Origin of the sequence: uncultured Ruegeria sp., from assembly GCF_947504215.1 — a bacterium.
Classification (GTDB): Bacteria; Pseudomonadota; Alphaproteobacteria; order Rhodobacterales; family Rhodobacteraceae; genus Ruegeria.
On record NZ_CANNGO010000009.1, the window covers coordinates 25,107 to 50,031 of the forward strand.

21 protein-coding genes are annotated in these 24,925 nt (G+C 55.5%); 15 read left to right on the top strand and 6 right to left on the bottom strand.

Going from position 1 to position 24,925, the window contains the following annotated elements; all coding sequences use genetic code 11:
* Positions 1–4 precede the first annotated feature (4 nt).
* Both Q1B21_RS15630 and Q1B21_RS15635 read left to right on the top strand, forming a co-directional pair.
* Complete coding sequence (locus Q1B21_RS15630; RefSeq protein WP_299890743.1) at positions 5–1,489, top strand: aldehyde dehydrogenase family protein; 1,485 nt, start codon at positions 5–7, stop codon at positions 1,487–1,489.
* Positions 1,490–1,499: 10 nt separating this feature from the next.
* Positions 1,500–2,732: a Tm-1-like ATP-binding domain-containing protein gene (locus tag Q1B21_RS15635; RefSeq protein ID WP_298936192.1), complete on the top strand. Its 1,233-nt coding sequence runs from the start codon at positions 1,500–1,502 to the stop codon at positions 2,730–2,732.
* Here the strand turns inward: Q1B21_RS15635 and hpaR are convergent.
* Complete coding sequence (gene hpaR / locus Q1B21_RS15640) at positions 2,729–3,166, bottom strand: homoprotocatechuate degradation operon regulator HpaR (RefSeq protein ID WP_299890745.1); 438 nt, start codon at positions 3,164–3,166, stop codon at positions 2,729–2,731. The genes Q1B21_RS15635 and hpaR overlap by 4 nt on opposite strands.
* 108 nt (positions 3,167–3,274) lie before the next feature.
* Between hpaR and Q1B21_RS15645 the strand changes: the two genes are divergently transcribed.
* The 6 genes from Q1B21_RS15645 to Q1B21_RS15670 all read left to right on the top strand — a co-directional run bounded on the left by Q1B21_RS15645 (position 3,275) and on the right by Q1B21_RS15670 (position 8,873).
* Complete coding sequence (locus Q1B21_RS15645; protein ID WP_298936195.1) at positions 3,275–3,664, top strand: 5-carboxymethyl-2-hydroxymuconate isomerase; 390 nt, start codon at positions 3,275–3,277, stop codon at positions 3,662–3,664.
* Complete coding sequence (gene hpaE, locus Q1B21_RS15650; protein ID WP_299890748.1) at positions 3,661–5,172, top strand: 5-carboxymethyl-2-hydroxymuconate semialdehyde dehydrogenase; 1,512 nt, start codon at positions 3,661–3,663, stop codon at positions 5,170–5,172. Before Q1B21_RS15645 ends, hpaE begins: the two co-directional genes overlap by 4 nt.
* A gap of 149 nt (positions 5,173–5,321) precedes the next feature.
* Positions 5,322–6,305, top strand: coding sequence for a 3,4-dihydroxyphenylacetate 2,3-dioxygenase (gene hpaD / locus Q1B21_RS15655; protein ID WP_299890750.1), 984 nt, complete (start codon positions 5,322–5,324; stop codon positions 6,303–6,305).
* A 112-nt stretch (positions 6,306–6,417) separates the two neighbouring features.
* Positions 6,418–7,272, top strand: a complete 855-nt coding sequence (locus tag Q1B21_RS15660) for a fumarylacetoacetate hydrolase family protein (RefSeq protein WP_299890752.1) — start codon at positions 6,418–6,420, stop codon at positions 7,270–7,272.
* Positions 7,269–8,069, top strand: a complete 801-nt coding sequence (hpaH, locus tag Q1B21_RS15665; protein WP_299890754.1) for a 2-oxo-hept-4-ene-1,7-dioate hydratase — start codon at positions 7,269–7,271, stop codon at positions 8,067–8,069. Before Q1B21_RS15660 ends, hpaH begins: the two co-directional genes overlap by 4 nt.
* Positions 8,070–8,078: 9 nt before the next feature.
* Entirely contained in the window at positions 8,079–8,873 is a 795-nt protein-coding gene (locus Q1B21_RS15670) for an HpcH/HpaI aldolase/citrate lyase family protein (RefSeq protein WP_299890756.1), read from the top strand.
* A gap of 19 nt (positions 8,874–8,892) precedes the next feature.
* Here Q1B21_RS15670 and Q1B21_RS15675 read toward each other — a convergent pair whose 3' ends face one another.
* Complete coding sequence (locus Q1B21_RS15675) at positions 8,893–10,065, bottom strand: adenylate/guanylate cyclase domain-containing protein (RefSeq protein ID WP_299890758.1); 1,173 nt, start codon at positions 10,063–10,065, stop codon at positions 8,893–8,895.
* A 493-nt stretch (positions 10,066–10,558) separates the two neighbouring features.
* On the opposite strand from Q1B21_RS15675, the gene Q1B21_RS15680 reads away from it, so the two are divergent.
* From Q1B21_RS15680 to Q1B21_RS15695, 4 genes are all read left to right on the top strand, one after another.
* Positions 10,559–11,509, top strand: coding sequence for a glycine betaine ABC transporter substrate-binding protein (locus Q1B21_RS15680; protein ID WP_298936202.1), 951 nt, complete (start codon positions 10,559–10,561; stop codon positions 11,507–11,509).
* A 77-nt stretch (positions 11,510–11,586) separates the two neighbouring features.
* Positions 11,587–12,624 (top strand): glycine betaine/L-proline ABC transporter ATP-binding protein, encoded by a 1,038-nt coding sequence (locus Q1B21_RS15685; RefSeq protein ID WP_298936203.1) that lies wholly within the window; start codon positions 11,587–11,589, stop codon positions 12,622–12,624.
* Positions 12,617–14,206: a proline/glycine betaine ABC transporter permease gene (locus Q1B21_RS15690; RefSeq protein WP_299890761.1), complete on the top strand. Its 1,590-nt coding sequence runs from the start codon at positions 12,617–12,619 to the stop codon at positions 14,204–14,206. The genes Q1B21_RS15685 and Q1B21_RS15690 overlap by 8 nt, the downstream gene beginning before the upstream one ends.
* Positions 14,207–14,264: 58 nt before the next feature.
* Positions 14,265–15,245, top strand: a complete 981-nt coding sequence (locus tag Q1B21_RS15695; RefSeq protein WP_299890763.1) for an arginase family protein — start codon at positions 14,265–14,267, stop codon at positions 15,243–15,245.
* On the opposite strand, the gene Q1B21_RS15700 is transcribed toward Q1B21_RS15695, so the two are convergent.
* Both Q1B21_RS15700 and Q1B21_RS15705 read right to left on the bottom strand, forming a co-directional pair.
* A complete protein-coding gene (locus tag Q1B21_RS15700) occupies positions 15,238–16,212 on the bottom strand; it encodes an agmatinase (RefSeq protein WP_299890765.1) in 975 nt (324 codons plus the stop codon). The two genes, Q1B21_RS15695 and Q1B21_RS15700, sit on opposite strands and share 8 nt — an antisense overlap.
* Positions 16,213–16,286: 74 nt before the next feature.
* Positions 16,287–17,807 carry a trimethylamine methyltransferase family protein gene (locus tag Q1B21_RS15705; RefSeq protein WP_299890767.1) on the bottom strand — a complete coding sequence of 507 codons (1,521 nt, stop codon included), beginning with the start codon at positions 17,805–17,807 and terminating at the stop codon, positions 16,287–16,289.
* Between the two features lie 186 nt (positions 17,808–17,993).
* Between Q1B21_RS15705 and Q1B21_RS15710 the strand changes: the two genes are divergently transcribed.
* The 3 genes from Q1B21_RS15710 to Q1B21_RS15720 all read left to right on the top strand — a co-directional run bounded on the left by Q1B21_RS15710 (position 17,994) and on the right by Q1B21_RS15720 (position 23,308).
* Positions 17,994–20,429: an FAD-dependent oxidoreductase gene (locus Q1B21_RS15710; protein ID WP_299890770.1), complete on the top strand. Its 2,436-nt coding sequence runs from the start codon at positions 17,994–17,996 to the stop codon at positions 20,427–20,429.
* 156 nt (positions 20,430–20,585) lie between these two features.
* Positions 20,586–21,557 carry a LysR family transcriptional regulator gene (locus Q1B21_RS15715; protein ID WP_298936210.1) on the top strand — a complete coding sequence of 324 codons (972 nt, stop codon included), beginning with the start codon at positions 20,586–20,588 and terminating at the stop codon, positions 21,555–21,557.
* A gap of 260 nt (positions 21,558–21,817) precedes the next feature.
* Positions 21,818–23,308 carry an inorganic phosphate transporter gene (locus Q1B21_RS15720; protein ID WP_298936211.1) on the top strand — a complete coding sequence of 497 codons (1,491 nt, stop codon included), beginning with the start codon at positions 21,818–21,820 and terminating at the stop codon, positions 23,306–23,308.
* A 230-nt stretch (positions 23,309–23,538) separates the two neighbouring features.
* On the opposite strand, the gene Q1B21_RS15725 is transcribed toward Q1B21_RS15720, so the two are convergent.
* Positions 23,539–24,051, bottom strand: a complete 513-nt coding sequence (locus Q1B21_RS15725) for a cold-shock protein (protein ID WP_298936212.1) — start codon at positions 24,049–24,051, stop codon at positions 23,539–23,541.
* 213 nt (positions 24,052–24,264) lie between these two features.
* On the bottom strand, positions 24,265–24,873 hold the full coding sequence (locus Q1B21_RS15730) for a TetR/AcrR family transcriptional regulator (protein WP_299890773.1): 609 nt from the start codon (positions 24,871–24,873) through the stop codon (positions 24,265–24,267).
* Positions 24,874–24,925: the final 52 nt, after the last annotated feature.

A 24,925-nucleotide genomic window follows, 5' to 3' on the forward strand; every position in this document is an offset into this window, starting at 1 on the left:
CCTGATGGACCAGAATAAGATCGACACGCTTCGCGCTGAGCTAGTCCCAAGTTTTTCGCATTTGATCGACGGACGGCATTTGCCTGCATCTGACGGCGCGACGATGGATGTTGTGTCGCCGATAAATGGGCAAGTGCTGACAACTATGGCCCGAGGAACAGTGGCGGATATGGAAGCCGCGATAACATCGGCGCGCGCAGCCTTTGAGGATCGCCGTTGGGCAGGGCAGCCACCTGCAGCCCGCAAGAAGGTTCTGATGAAGTGGGCCGACCTGATCGAAGCACATGCGCTGGAACTGGCCGTACTTGGGGTGCGCGACAACGGAACCGAGATTGGCATGGCGTTCAAGGCTGAGCCGGGATCGGCTGCTGGGACAATCCGCTACTACGCCGAGGCGCTGGATAAGATCTATGGCGAAATCGCACCCACGGCGGGTGATATTCTGGGCTTGATCCATAAAGAACCCGTGGGGGTCGTTGGCGCAATTATCCCATGGAATTTCCCGATGATGATCGGAGCCTGGAAGCTGGGCCCCGCTCTGGCGATGGGCAATTCGGTGGTTCTGAAACCTGCCGAAACGGCCTCTCTCTCGTTAATGTGCATGTGCGATCTGGCGCTCGAAGCAGGGTTGCCGCCAGGAGTGCTGAACGCGGTGACCGGTGAAGGAAAGATCGTGGGCGAGGCTATGGGCTTGTCGATGGATGTCGACGTGCTGGTGTTCACTGGTTCGGGTGGGACGGGGCGGCGGTTGATGGAGTATTCCGCGCGCTCGAACATGAAACGCGTCTACTTGGAGCTGGGCGGTAAGTCCCCCAATATCGTTTTCGCAGACGCACCCGATCTTGCAGAAGCAGCGAAGGTCGCAGCAGCCGGTATTTTTCGTAATTCGGGTCAGGTGTGCGTTGCTGCGTCGCGCCTATTGGTTGAGGCGTCAATCCATGATGACTTTGTCGCTGAAGTCGCAAAAGCAGCGGAGGCCATGCGCGTCGGCGATCCCTTGCAACTGGAGACTCATATTGGTGCGGTCAACTCGGAAACGCAGCTGAACGCCAATCTTGGATTTGTCGACACGGCGGTGGCCGAAGGCGGTCAGATTGTCACCGGGGGTCAACGAGTCTTGGCCGAAACCAATGGCTATTACATGGCGCCCACCGTCGTTACCGGTGTCCGGCCAGACGCGTCCCTCGCGCAGAAAGAAGTATTCGGCCCGGTTCTGGGTGTGACGCCATTCGAAGATGACGATGAGGCGGTCGCGATCGCCAATTCAACTGTCTACGGCCTGGCGGGTGGTGTCTGGACATCGAACCTTGGCCGGGCCCACCGCATGGTCCGCGATGTCCGCACCGGCGTCATGCATGTGAACACCTATGGCGGCGCGGACGGAACTGTACCGCTGGGTGGCGTGGGTCAATCCGGCAATGGGCACGACAAATCACTGCATGCCATAGAGAAATACATCAATCTGAAGACGGCTTGGATCAAGTTGTAAGGGGCCTCGTATGACCGACAAAACCATTCTGATTGTAGGAACCTACGATACGAAAGACGATGAGCTGGGCTTCCTTGCAGATGTGATCCGTGAACAGGGCGGTACGGTTGTCACTATGGACGTTTCCGTTCTGGGCGACCCATCACAGCCTACGGACCATTCCAAACACGATGTGGCCGAGGAAGGTGGCAGTTCGATCCAGGCCGCCATTGACAGCGGTGACGAAAATCACGCGATGCAAATCATGGCGGAAGGGGCCAGCCTTCTGACATCGCGGCTTTACTCCGAAGGCGTATTCGATGGCGTGATTGTGCTGGGCGGTACGATGGGCACCGATCTTGCACTGGACGTTTGTTCGGCGCTGCCTTTGGGTGTCCCTAAATACATCGTATCGACCGTGTCGTTTTCCCCGTTAATTCCGGCAGACCGTCTGGCGGCGGACATCCAGATGATCCTGTGGGCGGGTGGCCTCTATGGGTTGAATTCGGTTTGCAAAGCGTCCCTGTCGCAGGCCGCTGGTGCGGTTTTGGGCGCCGCGCGTGCTGTTCAGAAGCCGGACCCCGACAAGCCCCTGATCGGGATGATGTCGCTGGGCACTTCGGCGCTGAAATATGTGATCCCGTTGAAACCAGCGTTGGAAGCGCGTGGGTATGAGGTCGCAGTGTTTCATGCCACCGGTATGGGTGGGCGGGCCTTTGAAAGCCTCGCACGGCAAGGGGCGTTCGCCTGTGTGTTCGATTTCTGCACGCAAGAGCTGGGCAATCACGTGAACGGGTCCAACATTTCAGCTGGCGCAGACCGGCTGACCAATGCGGGGGCCAGCGGAACGCCTCAGATCGTGGCACCGGGCTGCTATGATCTGGTGGATGTTGTGGGCTGGCAGCCCTTGCCGCAGAAATGGTCCGATCATTTAAAACACGAACACAATCGGCTGCTGACCTCGATTGTGTTGAATGTGGATGAACGGAAAGCGGTGGCGCGCGCCCATTCAAGGCAATTGGTAGCAGCAAAGGCACCCGTCGCAATGATTTTGCCCGAGCGCGGCCTCGGCGAATGGGACCGTGAGGGCGCAGACCTCCATGACAAAGAGGGGTTGGCGCAGTTCCTGGATGAGCTTCAGGCGACCCTTCCTTCGAATGTCTTTTCCCACAGGCTCGATTGCCACATCAACGATCCGGAATTCGCCGGAAAGGCGTTGGAGATTTTTGATGCCTGGCGTGATGAGGGCATCATCGCCGATTAGTCTGCAGGACCGGGGTCAAGAAGGGTCAGCAAATCCAACAGAGTTTCATAGTTTTCAGCCCCCAAAGCAGATTTGAACCCGTCCACAATTTGTGCGGCTTGGGTCGCCCGGTCGTCGATTATCTTCTGACCTTCGGGCGTGATTTCGATGAATTGCCGGCGGCGGTCCGCATCGTCTCGGGTTTGTGTGATCAGGCCTTTGTCACGCAGAGTTGCTGCGATCCGTGTCAGGCTGGGAAACAGCAGGCTGGACCGGTCGGCGAGCGTTTTCGCGTCCAACCGGCCGTATTCTGTAAGAACCCGTAGGACACGCCATTGTTGTTCCGTGATCCCCGTTTCGGCCAGCATCTCTCGGATCGGGGCCATCACACCTTCGCGCGCGCGGATCAGTGCGATCGGAAGGGATCGTTTGGTCGGCGGGAGTGTGGATGTCATAGAAACCTCGGGAGTTGTCTGGAATGCCAAATGCACCGTAAACTTAGTCTTGACAACCAAGCATCATATTATTTAACTTAACAATAATTAACATGTTAAGGAAATGATATGCCGCACTTCCACATCGACTATTCTGCAAACCTTGAACAGGTCGTGGACATGGGCGCATTGTGCGAGGTTATCCGTAGCGCTGCGGCTGAAATCGAGACCTTTCCAACACCTGGCATTCGCGTTCGCGCAACTCGTGTTGACCATGTAGCAATGGCTGACGGGGATCCAAAGCATGGGTTCATCGACCTGTCCATCCGTCTGCGCGCTGGCCGTTCCGATGACGTGAAGAAGGATGCCGTTACCCGTATTTTCGCAACGCTCAAGGAATTTGTAGCCCCTGCAATGCGGACCCATTCCATCGCGTTGTCTGCCGAAATCCGGGACATCGACGCCGATCTCTCCCCTAAATTCGGCAACGTCAGAGATCATCTGGAGAACACCGCATGAGCGAGCTAGAACAAAACGTTACCAAGTTGAATGGCTATCTTGAGCGGTTCCAAAAGACCGGCATCCAAAATCGGATCGCCGGTGCGGATGTCGCGGGTGAAGCAGGGGTGTTCCAAACCATCTCGCCCGTAGACAAAAGCGTGATCTGTGATGTAGCCCATGGGACTGGCGACGACATCGACGCAGCGGCCAAGGCTGCCAACGCAGCCTTTGCAGCGTGGCGTGATATGGCGGCGCGTGAACGTAAGGAAATTCTGATCCGAATTGCCGAAGGCATCGAAGCGCAGGCCGAGGAAATCGCGTTGTGCGAGTGCTGGGACACAGGACAAGCGCTGATGTTCATGTCCAAAGCCGCATTGCGCGGGGCGGAGAACTTTCGGTATTTCGCCGATCAGGTCGTGCAAGCGCGAGACGGGCAACACCTGAAATCACCGACTTTGATGAACATCACGACCCGGGTTCCGATAGGCCCCGTGGGGGTCATTACCCCGTGGAACACACCTTTCATGCTGTCCACATGGAAAATCGCACCAGCGCTCGCTGCCGGATGCACAGTGGTCCTTAAACCCGCCGAAGCTTCGCCGTTGACTGCGCGCCTGCTGGTGGAAATCGCCGAAGACGCGGGGCTGCCCCCTGGGGTGCTCAACACCGTAAACGGATTTGGCGAAGGCGCCGGTAAGGCGCTTTGCGAACACCCCCTGATCAAGGCCATCGCCTTTGTGGGTGAAAGCCGTACAGGATCACTAATCACCAAGCAGGGTGCAGATACACTCAAACGCAACCACTTGGAACTGGGCGGCAAAAACCCTGTCATCGTGTTCGAGGATGCCGATTTGGACCGCGCGCTCGATGCGGTGATCTTTATGATCTATTCGATTAACGGCGAGCGGTGCACGTCGTCATCGCGTCTTTTGGTGCAGGATACGATCCGCGCAGAGTTCGAAACCAAGCTGATCGAACGTGTGAACAACATAAAAGTAGGTCACCCTTTGGACCCAAAAACCGAGATTGGCCCGCTGGTTACCCAAGAACACTTTGACAAGGTTACCAACTATTTCGACATTGCCCGCGAAGATGGCGCGACCGTTGCCGCCGGGGGCGTGACTGTCGGGGAAGAAGGATACTTTGTCCGCCCTACACTGTTTACCGACGCCAACAATCAGATGCGGATCGCGCAAGAAGAGATCTTTGGGCCAGTTCTCACGTCGATCCCGTTCTCGACCGAGGAAGAGGCGCTGCAGATTGCCAATGACATTCCTTACGGTCTGACCGGCTATGTTTGGACCAATGACCTGACCCGCGCGCTGCGCTTCACGGACAAATTAGAGGCCGGGATGATCTGGGTGAACTCGGAAAATGTCCGACACTTGCCGACACCCTTTGGTGGCGTCAAAGCCAGCGGTATTGGTCGTGACGGGGGCGATTGGTCCTTTGAGTTTTACATGGAGCAGAAACACATCGGCTTTGCCACGGGGCACCACAAGATCACCAAACTGGGGGCGCTGTGATGGGCAACCAACAGACATTTGTTGATGAGCCGTTTGAGATTGCTCGCCCGTCCAAGCCGCAAAAGACTGGCGCGATCTTGTCTGATCAATTCCCGTCAGTCGGCACTGGCCAGCCCAACACCATCTTCCCAATTCGATAGGAGGCACCGATGCCCGTTCCTGCCCCAAATCTATATCCTGATTTCAATACGATCCGCCTGAGCCATGTGTGCCTGAACGTCAAAGACCTTACGGCGTCAAAGAAGTTCTATACCGAGATCCTTGGTCTTCAGGTCACGGATGAAGATGACCGTTGCATCTACCTACGCGCGATGGAGGAACGCGGGCATCATTGCGTGATCCTGCAGCAATCCGATCAACCCGGTACCGTCGAGGTTATGGGCTTTAAGACTTTTGACGAAGACGATCTGGACCGGGCAAAGGCCTATTTCGATAGCAAGGACCGCCCGACGGAATGGGTCCAGCGCGCATATCAGGGGCGCACGCTTTTGACCTCGGACAACATGGGTATTCCGCTGGAGTTCTACCACCAGATGGATCGGTTGGAGCCAATTCACCAGAAATACGCGCTCTATCGCGGTGTCAAACCGCTGCGCATCGACCATTTCAACTGCTTCAGCCACGACGTTGATGCATCGGTGGAGTTTTACTCGGACTTTGGATTTCGCGTCACCGAATACACCGAGGACGAAGAAAGCAAGAAGCTTTGGGCAGCTTGGCTGCACCGCAAGGGCGGTGTGCACGACATGGCCTTCACAAACGGCACCGGTCCACGGATGCACCACGTAGCGTTTTGGGTGCCGACGCCGCTTAACATCATCGACCTGCTCGATCTAATGTCGACCACCGGCTATGTGGACAACATCGAACGCGGCCCTGGCCGTCACGGCATTTCCAACGCGTTCTTCCTTTATGTTCTGGATCCCGATGGCCACCGGATCGAAATCTATTGTTCGGATTATCAAACGGTCGACCCGGACCTGGAGCCGATTAAGTGGGATCTGAAAGACCCGCAGCGCCAGACGCTTTGGGGCGCCGCAGCACCTGAAAGCTGGTTCAAGCACGGGACGACATTTGTTGGCGTGGAAACCAAAGATTCCGCGCTGAACGCCAGCCCGATTATCGCACCATGAGCTTTTGTGCCGTAAACTCGGCTGTCCAGCGTTCGGGATCGCGTCAAATGCTTGACGGTTTCCTTGAACCCAAATGCAACTACGGTTTCAACGTCGTCGCGGGGGTATGACAATGCGATTTGCAACCTACACATCCCACGGTGAGACTCTGTATGGCGCTGTCACCGACTATGGCATGATCGCCTTGAATGACGCCTTCCCGCAGTGGCGGGGCTTGTTTGACGTTGTGCAAGCGGGCGGCCTCGGTGCGCTTGCCACCGCAGCTGCTGGAAAAACGGTTACCCATACCGATTTTCGATACGAGATGGTTCTGCCCAATGCGCGACGTATCCTCTGCGTTGGGGTGAACTTCCCGGATCGAAACGCCGAATACAAGGACGGCAGCGAACAGCCCAAGTTCATGTCGTTGTTCCCGCGTTTTGCCAGCGGGTTCACCGGTCATGATCGCCCGATGATACGCCCACCCGAGAGCCACCATCTTGATTATGAGGGCGAAGTGGCGATCATCATTGGAAAGAGCGGGCGGCGCATCAAACAGGATGACGCCTATGACCATATTGCAGCCCTGACGCTGTGTAACGAAGGCACCATCCGCGACTGGGTGCGGCATGCGAAATTCAACGTCACACAAGGCAAGAACTGGGACAAGTCCGGCTCGATCGGCCCATGGCTTGTCCCTTTCACCGACGCTGCTCAGTTGGACGACGCCCGCATCGTCACGCGGGTGAATGGAGAAGTCCGGCAAGATGATGTCTTGTCCCGCATGATGCACCCAATCCGGCGCGAGATTGAGTACATTTCGACATTCATGACGCTTGAGCCGGGCGATATCATTGTCACCGGCACTCCGACTGGGTCCGGTGCGCGGCTGGACCCTCCGCAGTATCTAAAACCCGGCGACGTGGTGGAGGTCGAGGTGAACGGCATTGGGACCCTGCGCAACACCATCGAGGACGAAGTGGTATGACGCCCGCAGACCACGCGACCGCCGCCGCGGATCTTTTGCGCGCCGAAGAGACCGGTAAGCAGATTGGGCTGCTTTCTTTACGGCATCCCGAGATGGGTTTGGATGATGCCTACGAGGTGCAAAACGCCATCTACCGCGCCAAGATTGCGCAGGGCCGCAAGGTTGTTGGATGGAAAATAGGGCTGACATCGAAAGCGATGCAATCTGCGTTGAACATCGATATCCCCGACAGTGGGATTTTGTTCGACGACATGGTGTTCGAGAACACCGCGATAGTGCCCAAAGACCGGTTCATCCAGCCGCGGGTCGAGGCCGAGATCGCATTTGTCATGAAATCCGCCATAGGGGGTGCTAACCTGACCCGCCAAGACGTGCTGGCAGCGGTCGAGTATGTCGCCCCTTCGATTGAGATACTGGATACCCGGATCCTGCGCGTCGATGCCGACACCGGGAAAACCCGCAATGTGTGTGACACGATCAGTGACAACGCGGCCAATGCAGGTGTTGTTTTGGGCACCCAGCGGCATGCGGTTGACGCTTTCGATCTGCGCTGGGTCGGGGCGATCACCTCGCGTAATGGCGAGGTCGAGGAAACCGGCCTGGGCGCGGGGGTGCTGAACGATCCGGTGCAGAGCGTTGTGTGGCTCGCCCGGCGCATGGCGCAGTATGGTCAAAGGATCGAGGCCGGACATATCATCCTTTCGGGCAGTTTCATTCGGCCCATTGAGTGCCCTGCCGGTAGCAATATCTTTGCCGATTTCGGTCCCTTCGGCGACGTCGCCATCTCGTTTGCCTGAAGGTTTCCCATGTCTGCGCCGCGCAATTCATTCAAACACTCAATCGCCGAAGGAGAGCTTCAGCTGGGATGCTGGCTTGGCTTCGCCGATCCCTACATCGCGGAAATCAGCGCGGGCGCCGGGTTCGACTGGGTTCTGATCGATGGAGAACACGCTCCAAATGACCTCCGGTCAATTGTGGCGCAGCTGCAGGTCATTTTTGCACGGGACACTCACTCCGTCGTTCGGCCTCCTATCGGAGAGCCATGGATCATCAAGCAATTGCTGGATGCGGGCGCGCAAAGCCTTCTTGTCCCCATGGTGGAAAGCGCCGAACAAGCGCAAGCCCTTGTAGACGCGGTGACTTACCCGCCGCACGGGGTTCGCGGTGTGGGCGCTGCTCTGGCCCGCGCCTCAGACTTCGCGGCGATTCCAGATTACCTTCAGACTGCGGGGGACGAAATCTGTCTCTTGGCGCAGGTTGAGAACCGAAGAGGTCTGGCCGCGCTGGACGATATTCTAGCGACCGAAGGGCTGGATGGAGTATTTATCGGCCCGTCCGATCTTGCCGCCGATATGGGTTTCATAGGTCGGCCCGGCGTGCCCGAAGTGAAGAATGCTGTTCTGCGGGCACTGGAAAAGATCGTTGCGTCGGGCAAGGCGGCTGGAATCCTGACCCTGGACACAGAACTCCAACTTGAATGCCGCGCCGTCGGTGCGAGTTTCATCGCCACTGAAATCGATGTCAGCCTGTTTGCCCGAAATATGCGAAACGCGGCGGCGGTCGCCCGCAGTCGCTTCCGCCTGCCTTACCAACCAGTCTAAAGGAAAGTGGTTTGCACGGTCAGAGACCTCTCTCGATCAGTCCAAACAATTGGACCGGGCAGGCGACGCCGCGTATGTTGTGAAGCCCGCATTCACAAAAAAGATCTGGTGCAGCTTCAGCGACTGCAATTGTCGCCAATACCCGGTGCCCAAGCGATTTGGTTAAACCTTCTATTCGGCTTGCGACGTTGACGGCGCCACCTAGGACTGTGAAATCAAGCCTGCCCGGGCTGCCAATATTGCCATAGCTGACCTGACCTACGTTGATGCCAATACCGATATCCAATGGTGGTTTGTTCTGCTGGTCGCGATCCTTGTTCAGTGCAGAAAGACCGTTGAGCGCGCTTTGCGCAGCGCGCGCCGCCTGGAAACATTGTTGGGTACGATCATCTGGCGTGGCGATGGTGAAAATGGACAAAACTCCGTCACCCATGAACTTGAGGACATCTCCTCCATGGGACTCAACGGACTGCACCACCCTATCGAAATACCCATTCAACGCATCAAATACGTCATCTTCATCTGCCAGATCGGTGAGCGCCGTGAACCCGCGCAGGTCAGAGAACATCACAACCGCTTCCAGAGATGTGCGTTCTCCGCGTTTGATCGTCCCGTTGCACACGGCTTCGGAGGGTCCATTCCCAAGATATGTGCGAAGAAGGCTTTCGGACGATTTGCGCATTGTGATGGGCTCCATCGCCGACGAAAGCGCCGGCAACGCGGCCTCGATCATCTTGAGGTGCTGATCCGAGAACCCATCTTTGGATTGTGTGACGAATGTGCAGCCATGCAGCGAACCGTCTCCGTAAAACAGAAGGGTTGCATAGTAATCCGTGCCGCCCTGATCTGCGAACTCCAAGTATGAGACATGGTCGGTTTCCGAATCCAGCCCGCGCAGACTTTTGTGCAAAGGGTGCCTGTGTTCCAGTACATACTCGAATGCGCTGCCGACATAGCCATCTGTGAGCATACGCTCATGCGTCACGTCGTAGCTTTCCGTGCCGTCAGGTGTCCAGACAACGCCCCAGGCAATCAGCAGGGGGTTCGCAAACCGCTGACCAATATTGACACGCCAAAGTGGAACGCCGGCATCAATAAGTGACGCGCAGAAGTGAGATACGATTTTTACTGGATCGCCCGACCGGCGGCCCTCGTTCATCATCCAATCGGCCAGCTGAGCAATTTGATCCATTGCGGCAGGTTAGCCGCCAGGTGTTGAAGAGCAAAGTCCGATATACGCGGCGTGCAGCAGGGCACGTGCTGCCTCAACGGGTTTGGGTATCCCAAAAGGCGCATACTGATATCTCTCGTTGCTGCTTCAAACCTGCCGATACACCGCTTCAGTCCGATGTGGAGGATTTTGGATTGAGAGGGCCCGGCAATTCATATCAGATTGATATTAATGAAAATTGACGGCCAAAGTTCACCGAATTGCAATTTTCTTCGTCCAGTGAGTTTCATCAAACCGAATATTTGTTTCGGGAATACCGGATATTCGTAAATTCGGGCAAGACACTCTTGATGGCTTTGGCATCCACATGTTTCAATTTCTGTGCTTGGCAGGCAAACGGGCTGCAAGCAACAAACAAAACAGAGAACACAAGTGTTTTCGACATAACCAAAGCGCCCTACGGTTCTGACCGACCGAAAGTGAGCGCTGCACAAGTCCAACGTGGAGAACTCGAATGAACAAAATTTCGATGCTATTGGGTGGCGCATCTGTTGCGATCGCCATGCCGGCATTTGCGGCTGATATTGTAATTGGTGTGCCCAACTGGCCGTCGGTAAATGCAACGGCGCATATCCTCAAGGTCGCGATTGAAGAGAACCTTGGCCTGGAAGTAGAGCTTCAGAACGGTACGAACCCGATTGTTTTCGAAGCTATGGATTCAGGGGCGATGCATGTGCACCCTGAGGTCTGGATGCCAAATCAGCAAAACCTGCACGATACCTACGTCAAAGACAAAGGCACGGTGACGTTCAACGGCAATGGTGTCGAAGCGTTCCAGGGTATGTGTGTGGACAAAGCCACTGCTGAGGCCAACGGGATCACGTCGATTGATGACCTGACAAACCCGGATATTGCGGCTCTGTTCGACAGCAATGGGGACGGTCAGGGTGAATTGTGGATTGGCGCGCCTGGATGGGCGTCAACCAATGTCGAAAAAGTGCGCGCGAAGTCCTACGGCTATGATCAGGTTTTCGAACTCACCGAGATTGATGAAACGGTTGCTTATGCCAATCTCGACAATGCGATCAAGGCTGGGGATGCATGGGTCGGCTTTTGCTACACCCCACACTACGTGTTCGAATTGCATGACCTGCAAGTCTTGGAAGAACCAGCATATGACGCGGCCAAGTGGAATGTGATTCAGCCGACGGATGATCCGGATTGGTTGGCCAAATCTGATGCGGGCGTCGCCTGGGATCTGGCGTATCTGCATCTGCACTATGCGAAGTCGCTTGAAGAAGAGTACCCGCAAGTCGCCACTATGTTGGCAAACATGAAACTTGATACCGATACAGTATCAGCCATGACCTATGCTCTGGTGATCGATGGCAAAGAACCATTGGCATACGCGCAGGAATGGGTCGGAGCAAACGAAGATGCCGTTCTGGGTTGGATGTCTGAGTGATCATACCTGATCAGAACTGAAACAGATTCAGGCCGCCGGACGTAACCGGCGGCCTGTTGTGCATCAAAGGGACAAGTATGACCGAAACAGTCGTGAAGCTCACCGATGTCTGGAAGATATTCGGGGCGCGCACCGAAGAAGCCATGGCCGCCGTTCGAAGTGAAGGCATTGGAAAGCCCGAAGTTCTGGAAAGATTCAACTGTGTCGTCGGCGTTCAGGGCGCCACGTTCGAAGTGCCAAGGGGCGAGATTTTCTGTATCATGGGGTTGTCGGGCTCTGGCAAGTCCACTCTGGTCCGACATGTGAACCGGCTGATCGAGCCGACAGCGGGGAAGATCGAAATTCTCGGCCATGATGTCTCGAAAATATCAGAGGCAGAGCTTCGACGTATTCGTGCCCAGCAGATCGGAATGGTTTTTCAACACATGGCATTGATGCCGCATCGCTCGGTGCGGGATAATGTGGCGTATCCGCTTGAAATTCGTAAGGTTCCGAAATCAAAAAGATGGGCCGTTTCTGATCATGCGTTGGGATTGGTTGATCTGACGGGTTATGAAGATCGGCTGCCCAAGGAATTGTCTGGTGGGATGCAGCAACGTGTGGGGATTGCACGCGCGCTGGCATCGGACCCTGAAATTCTATTGATGGATGAGCCCTTCTCGGCGCTTGATCCGTTGATCCGATTGCAACTGCAGGATCAGTTCAAGGCTCTGGTCGCTCAGCTAAAGAAGACAACGCTGTTTATCACGCACGATCTGGACGAAGCCATTCGCATTGGACACCGGATTGCGATCATGAAGGACGGTGTCATTGTGCAGATCGGCACGCCGGAAGATATCGTGATGAATCCGGCGGACGACTATGTTCGCGAATTTGTGCAGGGAATATCGAAGCTGAAGCTTGTTAAGGCGCATTCGATCATGGCGCCGATGGACAGTTATTCCGGCTCGCTGGATGGTGCGCCCAGGGCAGATGAAGGGGCCGATCTGGACCAGCTTATCGACCTTGCGGTTGATACGGATATGCCGGTGGTCATAACCGATGCAGGCCAGGACGTAGGTGTTGTGACCAAACCACGACTGTTGCGCGGAATCCAAGGGGGCAAAAATGACTGATACAACAAGTGAAATCCAGGTCACAGCTGCCTCGGATATCGAAGTCGATCGCGAAGCGCTGGACCGTTCTATCCATGAATTTGCAGGTCCCAACGGGGACTATTACGTCAATGCGTTTCACAAGATTCATGATGCCACCAGTGCAGTTCCCAATACTTTCAACAAATGGGCTGCGGTCCTCGGTCCGTTTTGGTCTGCGTCTCGGGCGATTTGGGGAATGTTCTGGACGTTCCTGATCCTTGAAATCATCGCGTGGGTTCAGATTGGGCGTGGTGCCTGGGGAAATCCCGGAGCCGATTTTGCAGAACGGGCGGCGCGTCAGCAGGAGCGGGCAGATGAGCTGTTGGCGCGAGCCGCTGAAGCCACCGAGAAAGCAGATATAGATCGTTTTTCCAAACTGGCAGAAAACATCCAGAAGGCCGCGGATTCCAGCATGGAAAAAGCGCTGTCCGCACAATCCGAAGCGGTTGGAATCCTGGTTACAGGGCTTCTGATGCTCTTGGTCTTCAAGCTGGTTCAGGGTTTTTATTCTGATCGGGTGTACGAAAAGCAATATTCCAACTGGCGAACTGATCCCCAAAGTACTGAAAGCGGCCGCTCTATGCACAACACGGTTCTTGGTGCTGTTTTGGTCGCCGCAATTGGCCCGCTGATCGTGTACAAATTCACCGTCAATTCTTCCATGGCCATGCTGGATGCCTTTCCCGAACTGGCAGTGTCAGAGCTGATCTTGGGTGAAGGGAATGGTACGTTATTCTCGGCGCTGGCCTCTTGGATGGAAGCCCAGATTGATGCCGCCGCCGCCGCTGGCGGGGATGTCTTCGATGGGATCGTGGCAGGTGTTCGATCGGTTCTTGATGCGCTGACCATTGCCTTGATCGGATCACCATGGCCGGTTGTCATGCTTGTTATCTGCGTGACAGCATGGCGGGCGGCGGGTCCACGCGTGGCAATCTTCACAGCCTCTTCCTTGGCCTACATCGCACTGCTGGGATATTGGGAAGTCGCCATGGAGACGGTCGCCCTGGTCGGAGCCGCGGTATTTTTATGTGTTGTCTTCGGGATCCCGCTGGGGATCTGGTTTGGGAAATCCAAACGCGCGTACCGAGCGGCGGAACCGGTATTGGATCTGATGCAGACGCTTCCGGCCTTTGTGTATCTGATCCCGATTATCGCGTTTTTCGGAACCGGAAACCCGCCGGGAATTTTGGCCACGATCATCTTCGGTATGCCACCGGTCATACGATTGACCGCGTTGGGTATGCGCGGGGTGCCAGACAGTATCAAAGAGGCGGCCGTAGCCTTTGGCGCATCCAAGTGGCAGTTACTGAAAGATGTTGAAATACCGCTTGCCCTGCCATCGATCATGACCGGCGTGAATCAGACCATTCTAATGTGTCTGTCTATGGTCGTTATCATCTCGCTGATCGGCGGCGGAGGACTTGGCAAGGAAATCCTTGAAGCGCTGCAATATGCGGCCAAGGGACCCGGCTTGCTGGGTGGTTTTGCAATCCTGTTCCTCGCCATGGTGATGGACCGGATCGTGCAAGGCGCATTCAGGCGCGAAGACGAAAAAATCTAAAATGCTCTGCGCCTCCGGACTTCTCCGGGGGCGCATTTGATTTCTGCTGAGACCAATCATGACTGATCGTTACGAAAAATCCATGATGGACAATCTTTATTGGTGGGGTGTGCCCACCTTGTTCAGATGCCCTCATGTAGGCCCTGAAGATCAGCACATTGCGCTGGTCGGGGTTCCACACTCAACTGGAAACGGCACGACCGAGCGCGACCAGCATTTGGGGCCCAGGGCTTTACGCCATGTCTCTGCCGTACAGCGCAGGGTTCACTCGCTGTTCCGAATCGATCCTTGGAACAATGCCCGGATTGCGGATGTGGGGGATGTCCCTTTTCCGCGTGCCAATGACAACGAAGACTGCATCGAACGTATCACAGCCTTCTACAAGGATATCGACGCGGCGGGCGCGCGCCCTGTTTCCATCGGTGGGGATCACTCGATTACGGGCGGGATTGTTCAGGCGCTTGGAGGGGGCAGTCTTGCCGGTGGCGAGCCGGTCAGCTTTCTGCATTTTGACGCCCATACGGATGTGTTTACCAAGGTCGACCACTTCCTGGGTGCCAAAAAGTCTGCGGCGCATTGGGGGGCTTACTTGGCCGACCAAGGCCAGGTTGATCCAACCCGTTCCATGCAGATTGGATTACGAGGTCACCCGCGCAGTTTGGATTGGCTGCAACCGTCATATGACTACGGATACAACATCGTGACTATGCGGGAATTCCGTCAGCGCGGTTTGGAAGATGTCATCGCGCAAACGCGCGAGGTTCTGGGCGACCGACCCGTGTACATTACGTTTGATCTGGATTGCCTTGATCCGACGGTGGCGCCAGCGGTGTCAAATCTGGAGCCCGGCGAGAAAGGCTTTGATATCGATGAAGCGGTTGGTTTGCTGCGCGCGGCGCGGGGCCTGAACATCGTCGGAGGAGACGTTGTGTGTATGATGCCCACCAAGGACAGCCCCAACAATATCACGGCGCTGACCGCTGCCGCCGTCATGTTCGAGATGATTTCGATGATCGCCGAAAATGTAAGCGCTAATTAGGGCGGCGAGTATCCACGGACTGCGCCAGCACGCATAGCAATTCGAACATCAACGAGATACCAAGCCACGCTGTGCTACCGCTGGGATCAAACGGGGGGGACACCTCAACCAGGTCTGCACCGACCAGATTCAGCCCGGACATCTTGCGAATAACCTGCTGGGCCTGAAAACTGTTGGGCCCGCCAATCTCTGGCGTTCCGGTGCCCGGAGCGTAGGTCGGGTCGACAAAATCGATATCATAGGTGCAGTAGCAAGGCGCGGACCCGACAATGCGCCGTACTTCGGCCATGACGTCGTCGATGCCCCTGTCAAACAGTTCTTCTATACGGATGATGCGAATACCTTGGGCCTCACCCCATTCGATATCTTCGGTATTGTAGGCGGTTCCGCGAATGCCAACCTGCACAAAGCGTTTGGGGTCAACCAGCCCTTCTTCAACCGCGCGCCTGAACGGTGTCCCGTGGGTGAATTTGTGCCCGCCAAAGTAGCTGTCAAACAGGTCTGTGTGACTGTCGAACTGGATCAGCCCCAATGGTCCCGACGCCGCCAGAGCGCGCAGAACGGGCAGGGTTGTCAGATGATCACCACCAGCGGTCAGCGGAGTGATACCCTTGTCGCACAGCCCGGCATAGAATTCCGTTACGCGCCCAAGTGTATCGTCGATGTCCACCGGGTTGGGTGCGACGTCACCCAAATCTGCGCAGTTGATCAGGTCGAACGGGCTAACACCTGTGACGGGGTTCATGGCCCGGATCATTGTTGAAAAATCGCGCAATTGCCGTGGTCCGTGGCGCGCGCCGGGCCGGTTGGTCGTGCCCCCATCCCAGGGGATTCCGACAATCCCCAGATCGACCTCGTTGAACCGCTCATGATCCGGTGTCAGGACGGGCAGGCGCATAAATGTTGGGACACCAGCAAACCGGGCAAGCTCCATCGCCGATACCGGTTGAAAGAAGGAATTGGCCATGCGTATCTCGTGCCCCTTTTTGCTTCGGCCGACCCTATCGGGTGAACTCCGCAAAGGGAATGATTTTGCGGGCGTCAGATCAGAATGCGATACTTGCTGCGGATTTCGGCATCTTGCGAGGGGGTCAGATATTCGGGGCGATGGGTATCCAAAATTTCGCGCGCCCGGTCGCGTGCAGTGGTCCAGGCATCCTTGGCGCCGTCCATTTCCCATGTCCTGGGTTCACGGCGGTCCGCTAAGGACGGATAGAAATAGTCCCGCTCCATCGCAGTGTATGTATGCGGGCTGCCCAGAAAATGCCCGTCTCCCAAAACTGATTGGCAGATAGCTTCAAACCCCAGGTTTTCGGTGTTTACCTCGATCCCGCGCAATGCGCGATAAGTGTGGGAATGCATCTCATCATCCAGAACAAAGGCTTCGAAACTTGCCCCCAAAAGCGATGCGGTCATACCCGAGCTTTCATAGATCAGATTACCGCCGGCCAGTGCTGCCGCCAGCGAGGTCATGGCTTTTTCCACGCCGTATTGCGCGTCGATCGCCTTGGCGTCGGTCATCGATGATGCGACGCCAGATGGCAGACCAAGCCAATTGATGATCTGTGCCGAAGCCGCGTTCAGAATAGCGGTTTCACCACTGCCCCCTGCAAAAGACCCGGTGCGCAGGTCCACGATGAACGGCCAGTTTGAGAAAACCATCGGAAAACCGGGTTTGATGGCGTTGACCATTACTAGGCTGGCCAGCGTCTCGGCCAGGGATTGCGCCAGGAAACCAGCCAGCGTTGCTGGTGCGGTCGCGCCGGCCTGAGCCGCGGTGATACAGGACATCGGGATGTTGTGTCTGACACATTCATAAACAACGTCCACCGCATCTTCCCCATACCGCAAGGGTGAGATGACCGGGCTGATGTGGGCTTTCAGAAAGGGGCGTTCCGAGAACTTGCCCGGACCTCCGGCGGCGATGTCCAGCATGTCCACGATGGGGGCGACGTGCTCCGCCAGCGTGAAGGATGTTGCGATAGGCTTGGTGGTGTTTCTGACCAACGCGTATACAGTATTCACATCAAGATCGAAAACGTCGGGCACATCGGTGGCAACACAGCATCTGGTGAACCAGCTTACATTGCTAAGCGTGTCTTGCAGGCGTGTGAAATCGTGCAGATCCGCCAGCATTGAAGGTCGATAAAGGCCGGTATCAAGATCCAGCGTTTGCACGGCAGCCCCACCTGTTCCAAAAAACACACGATCACCACCAACCTCAATCGAACGACTTTCGTCCCGGCCATGCAGCACAAAGGTCTTCGCCGCCATGCGAACGGTGTCTTCGACCATGGCCCGCGGAAAAGTGACTCGGTCCTGTTTGCCACCAAGCGCGCCTGCCGCCAGCAGGTCTTTGCGCAGCCTCTCGGGTACTTCGCCCATCCCCAGAGTTTCAAGTAGTCTCAACGCTGTGTCGTAGATCAGACCAATCTCGGCCTCGGTCAAAGGCTTGAAGGCTCCACCGATCTGGCCGGGCGAGCATGGGTCAACTTCCGGCTTTGCCGCGCGCTGCACCAATCGGGCTTTCCGCCCGCTTCTTCGGTTGTTGTCCGACGGCATTCTGTGGCCTCTCCTGCCTCGTTTCTGCCAGTACGATAGGCACGACGTTGCCCGACCGGCAAAAGCAGCTGTGAAAATTTCGAAATCTAAAATCGCAGTTTCGATTTTCCGAAACCGGCAATTGCCGCGTTGCCGAAGGGTAAGGTTTGTTCCCAAGACTAAGCAAAACGAACGGGGACGGTTTAGATGAAAACGCGCACTAAAGTTGTTGTCATCGGTGGCGGCATCGCCGGGTGTTCTACTTTGTACCACCTGACACAAGAAGGGTGGACAGATGTGGTTTTGGTTGAACGCAACGAACTGACATCGGGTACCACTTGGCATTCTGCTGCGCAGGTCACCAATTTCGGCATGAACCAAACGATGGTCGGCCTAAAAACACACTCGATCCAACTGTACAAAGCACTGGCCGACGACCCGGACTATCCGATCAACTACCATCATGGCGATGGCGGAATTCGTTTGGCCAATACCGAGGCGCAGATGCGAGGCTACCATCATTTCGCGTCCATGGCGCGTGGAATGGATGTGCATTTCGAAGTGATCGACGCCGAGGAATGCGCCCGCCGTCATCCGCTGATTTCTAGTGAGAACCTGATTGGCGGACTATGGGACCCGTTGGACGGTGACATTGATCCGGCGCAGCTGTGTCAGGCGCTGGCACGGCGCGCGCGAAAGGCCGGGGCGGAAGTATATCGCAACACTCCGGTCACTGGGCTGACGCAGCACAACGACGACACGTGGACGGTGCGGACCGAGCATGGTAACATCGATTGTGACATTGTCGTCAATGCGGGCGGATACCGGGTGAATGAAGTGGGCGCGATGATGGGTGTGCATCATCCGGTCGCATCAATGGAACACCAGTATTTCCTGACCGAAGACATCCCCGCCATTCGTGATGCGGGCCACCGGATGCCGCTGCTGAGATGCCCCATCAGCGACTATTATTGCCGTCAGGAAAAGAACGGGTTGCTGCTGGGGTTCTATGAGCAGGATTGTAAAACCTGGGGTATGGACGGGATCGATCCGAACTTCGTCAACGCTTTGTGCCCAGATGATCTGGATAGGGTGACAGATGTTTTGGAAGGGGCATTTGCCCGGATGCCCGCGTTGATGGAGGTTGGCATACACACGGTGGTCAACGGACCCATTACCTACACAATCGACGGGGCGCCCCTGATTGGTCCGATCCCAGGCAAGCGCAACGCGTTTTGCATCATTGGATTGCGCGCGGGGCTTGGTGAAGGCGGTGGGCATGGATGGTTGTTGGCGCAGCAGATCGTACACGGTGAAGCCTGCTATGACACCTGGTGCCTCGATCCCCGACGGTTCGCCGGGCATTGCAATGTTGAGCTAACGGCACTGAAAGCTATCGAAGACTACCAAAACGAGTTTCGGTTCCACTTCCCGCATGAGCATCGGCCCGCTGGTCGGCCAGCAAAGACGACACCTTTGACACCGGTTCTGGCTGCAAAAGGCGCGGAATTCACTGTCGTCAACGGTTGGGAGCGGGTCGAATACATCAAACCCGATCCGGATTTCACAACCTCTCTGAGTTTCGATTTTGACGAAGCTTTCGATCTTGTGGCCGCCGAAGTGAAGAACGTGCAGACAAATGTTGCGCTTGCTGAGGTCAATGGATTCAACCGGATCGAAATCACCGGTTCGGATCGTCACAGTTTTCTGGATCGGTTGATGTGCGGAACCGTTGCCAAACGCGATGGGCGGATGGGGCTGGGATATCTGCTGAACCACCATGGCATGGTCAAATCCGAGGCGACAGTTGCCAACATACTGGCCAGCGATCGGGGTCAAGCGCGGGTCTGGTACGGCTCGGCAGCGGCAAGCGAAGCCCATGATATGGATTGGCTGTCATACCACCTGAACCCTGACGAAGACGTACAAATCCAAAGCCTGACAAATGATCAGACGATCCTTGTTCTGGCAGGTCCCCGCGCCCGAAAAGTGTTGTCCGCGTGCGCGCGCGGTGACTGGTCGCGCGAAGCGTTCCCGTGGCTTAGCGTTCGGGAGTGTTTCGTGGGTATCGCCCCAGCCACAGTGATGAATGTCAGCTTTTCTGGTGAGCTGGCTTATGAAATCCATGTTCCAAATGCGTCGCTTTACGCGGCCTATCTGGCGCTGGAAAAGGCTGGTGAGGTGTTTGAAATGGGCTTATTCGGCGCTCGCGCGGTCGAATCCATGCGGATGGAGAAAGGGTTTCTGCATTGGAAAGCGGATCTGATCACCGAGTTTGATCCGTTTGAAACGGGTTTGGATAGGTTTGTAAAACTGGACAAGGGTGAATTTGTTGGTCGACAGGCTCTGCTCGAAAGGCAGGAAAGCGGGCCGCAAAAGCGTTTGGTTACCTTGCAAATTGATGCCGCACACGCGCCTGCCCATCCTGGGGCATCACTGATGAATGGGTCTGATGTCGTTGGCACAGTGACGTCGGGCGATTGGGGCCACCGAACCGGATTGAACCTAGCCTATGCTTTTGTCGATACGCCCTTCGCGGCCATAGGAAATGCGTTGGAGATAGACATGTGCGGGCGGCTTATGCGTGCTGAGGTTATCGAGCCGTCGCCGTATGATCCGAAGATGGCCAATGCACAAAGCTAGTACTTACAGAAGGTGTCCGCTCCTCTATGGCAAATACAGCTAGATTGAGGTCTAAATTTGGGGCGTGGCGAGTGGTTCTGTAGATTTATCATTGCCGCACCGAAGATAATCTGTTTCGATTTTTTCGAATAAGTCGAAACATCAGGAACCAAGAAATTGCCAAAATCCCTGAGCCTCCGTTGGCTGGAAGTGTTCCAATTGATTGCCAAGTCCGGATCCATCCAAAAGGTCGCCTCCGAGACGGGCTTGTCGATCAGCACCGTATCCAATCACATGCGCAGTCTGGAAACCGCCCTGGGTGTTGAATTGGTGGATCATAGTCGCCGTCCCATGGGGCTGACCCCGGCGGGTGAAGTGTTTTCGCGGTACGTGAGAGAGGGGCTGACAGCGCTGAAACGCGGCGAAGCGGAAATTCGATCTGGGAACTGGCAACATGCGACCGCCCTCAGGCTGGCATTGATCGATGAGTTCGACAATCAGGTCGCCCCCGAGCTGTTTCGATTTCTGGCGCATGCTTTGCCGCGCTGCAATTTCCGTCACTTTACCCGCCCAAGCCATGAAATTACGGCCAAACTACAAGAACACAAACTAGATGCCGGAGTGGCCTCACGACCCGCTGGGAAAACGGATGGGTTGGTCGAATATCCGTTATTGCGCGATCCGTTTATCGTCATCCTGCCCGAAAGCTTCCAAGGTGGTGCCGAAGATGTGTTGGCGCCTGAGTCGGACCTGCCGTTCCTGCGCTACTCGCGCGATTACACAATCGGCAAGCAGATTGAGATACAGCTGACACGCAGCAAGTTCAGCCTGCCAAACCGGTTCGAACTGGAATGCAATCATTCGATTGTTGGACTTGTCGCCGAGGGCAGCGGTTGGGCAATAACCACGGCCGCCAGCTATAGGCGCGCTGAGCGGTTCCATCGCAACGTAAAGGCCCTGCCGTTTCCGGGACGAAACTTTGTACGCACAGTGTCGCTGTTCACAACGGATGTTTACCCGGCTTCCACTTCTCTATTGATTCACAAGGTACTGAGCCGCTTGATAAAGCAGAACTTTTGCGATCCAATGAACGCAAAGCTCCCTTGGCTGGAAAACGACTTCCGTACATTGGAAAGTGGGCTGACGTGATTTTGGTCCGTCACTCGGGTTCGCTGGCCTTCTGTGTGACCGACCAGTGAAGCCCCTTTCTGACGCGCATGAGGAGGCCAGTAAAAGGCCGAATAAATTCGATGATCAATGATAGTGCGGGCCGAGGCTTTTGTGACTGAGGAACCAAAGCATCGACAAATTCTCCGCAGTCGGGGCTTTTGATCAAAAACATCAAAGCTAGTGATTGATTTTCTTTCCCCGCGACGGGTAAACACGCGCAAATCTTTTTGGGGAAGTAGATGACTGAACAACAAGGCGATCCACGTCACCTTGAAACGCTGGATCGCGATCTCGCCCGCTTTTCCAATCTCGAGACGGCAACAAGTTACGTTGGCAGGCCAATGGTCGGCCCAGGAATTTCGCTGGTCTTTGTGGTTCTAGCCGGTCTCGCCGCCGCTTTGTTCTTTGGGCAAACCAACAACGCCATGATCGTCATCGTCGCCGCTTGTTTTGGTGCCTACATGGCACTGAACATTGGCGCGAATGATGTTGCCAACAACATGGGTCCGGCTGTTGGAGCAAATGCGCTGAGCATGGGTGGCGCCATTGCCATTGCCATCGTCTTTGAAAGCGCCGGGGCGCTGATTGCTGGCGGAGATGTGGTTTCTACCATCGCCAAGGGCATCATCGCACCAGAAAGTATGGGCACCGCCGAGATTTTCATATGGGCCATGATGGCCGCCCTTTTGTCGGCTGCCCTTTGGGTCAATCTTGCAACTTGGGTCGGGGCACCGGTTTCGACCACGCATTCCGTCGTTGGCGGCGTGATGGGGGCTGGGATTGCAGCGGCTGGCTTTGCCGCAGTGAACTGGCCAACCATGGGCAAAATCGCAGCCAGCTGGGTGATTTCGCCTGTATTGGGTGGCGCGGTTGCCGCTCTGTTTCTATGGCTGATCAAATCCCGGATCATCTATCGCGAAGACAAGATCGCGGCCGCGCGCACCTGGGTGCCGGTGCTGGTCGGGATCATGGCCGGGGCTTTTGCCTCTTATCTGGCGCTGAAGGGGCTGAAGAAGATCATCAAGATTGACCTGCCAACAGCGCTTTTGATCGGTGCGGCTATTGGGGCCTTGGTGTGGGTGACGATGATCCCGGTCATTCGCAAGCAATCCGAAGGGCTGGAAAACCGCAACAAATCATTGAAGGTTCTGTTTGGTATTCCGTTGGTTGTCTCTGCTGCACTGCTCAGTTTTGCCCATGGTGCCAACGATGTCGCCAATGCTGTCGGCCCGCTTGCTGCGATCGTGCAAGCGTCGCAGTCTGGCAACTTTACCGAGGCTGTCAGCATTCCGTTCTGGGTCATGGTGATCGGGGCCTTCGGGATATCATTTGGTTTGTTCCTGTTTGGACCCAAACTGATCCGCATGGTCGGGAGTCAGATTACCAAACTGAACCCGATGCGTGCCTATTGCGTGGCTCTGTCCGCTGCGATCACGGTGATTGTAGCAAGTTGGCTGGGGCTGCCCGTCAGTTCAACTCACATCGCGGTCGGAGGTGTGTTCGGTGTCGGGTTCTTCCGTGAATGGGATGCTGAACGCCGCATTCGAAATGCGCGTCTTACGATGCCGGAAAGGCCCAATTATGCCCCGGAAGAACGTAGACGTCGCAAGCTCGTACGTCGCTCTCACTTTATGACCATCATCGCAGCTTGGGTGATTACGGTGCCGGCAGCTGCCATTCTGTCCGCGACGGTGTTTTTCCTGATCACACTGGCGATGGGATCCGTTTAGACGGGTACGCGCTTTGATGATGCCGAGGAAACTCGTCACGATGCCTTGGTTACCAAAAGCTGCCAGCATTTTGTCGAAGTGTTTTGCGCACAAATCGGGTGATCTGCAGAGGTCTCTTTCTCTGGCGCATGCAGGGTAAACGGCGAAGATCCGGTTTGGTTTTGGTCGCTAGATACGCTGTGATATCTTGCTGGCCGGAAAATGCCCGCTCGGTGCAAGCTCGGCCCTAGTCAGATCCAAGACTTCACGGCCACAACGACACGACCGTTTGATCTTTCGCTAAGCTCTACACCCAGTGCTTCACCGACGTTCACAGATCCGAGCCCGGCATCTTCCAGGATGTTGGCATGCAGGAAGCAATCTCGTTTATCGTCAAATACATTTACAAAGCCGTATCGTTTTTCCAACGAGAACCATTTGACCCGTGCGGGTTCAAAGGTTTTTGAGATATCGGGTTTCCGATCAATGACGATACTTGTTTCGCATTTCGCGGGGGGCTTTGCATTCAAGCTCAAAACCTCGACGACCTGTAGTCCTTTAGGCGTTATGCATGTGGTTGCGTCAACAGAGCATCCAGCAGCAATCGAGTTTTGTCCAAAGTCATATACTGCGTTTTGATGCAGCAACGCTTCTTTGCCTGTGGTGTTGCAAACAACAAATCCGTATCCGCGCTCAGGTGAGAACCATTTGAGTGTTCCGGAAATGTAACCCTGAACATCACCGTTGATTGTTGAACCGTCCATTACCCAGCTTACCTACTACTACAAAAGCACTAATCCTAAAACTGACATCTAGAATGTGTTATTTTTTGGCTCGAGTTTTGACAAATATATGAGCAGGACTTTTAGAAGGCCATAGTGCCCTGGTCTTAGTTCCCGGCGTAAGGTCCCGATATGCAAACCTCAAAGGCGTCGAAGGACATACTGGACCAGAACGCGTCATGCTGTGTGAATGTGTCATTGCGGTTGTAGCGCCGCTGATACGAAATCCCGCACGCTTCCAACGATTTTTCGCATCGGAGTATTTGAGAACACGCTGCGTTCTGCACTGCTTTCCAGTATCTCGATGATCAAATGCGAGACTTGGTTGGCGTTCGGGACAGATCTGAAGTCACCTTCTGCGATGCCGCGTTCGACCAGGGTAACTAATGTTGCGATCAGGTTTTCGCGGGTATCCAGAAACAGCCTTGCGATATCCGGTTGGCGAATGGCTTCGCTGGTGATTTCCAGGCTTAAGATCACGTTCTCAGGCGCAGACAGGTATTTCGCGTAGGCACCTATGAACCCGTCTAGAACCTTGGGTGCTGGTGAAGGCTTCATCAGCACTTCAAGGAATGGGCCCACTTCTTTCCGTTCCAGCTGTGCGATTTCGACCAATACATCGTGTTTGCCGGGGAAGTGGTTATAGAGGTTTCCCAGGCTAACACCTGCGCGGGCCGCGATGTCGCGCACACCAGTCTGGTGATAGCCCTTTTCCAAGAAGCACATGACCGCGGCTTCCAGAATCTGATTTCGGCGCTTGGCTGTCGCTTTGTCTCGATTTGTTGCGGCCTTGGAGTCGGGCATTATTTTACCAGCATTATTGAACGAACGATCGTTCATACTATATAGCGGAAAC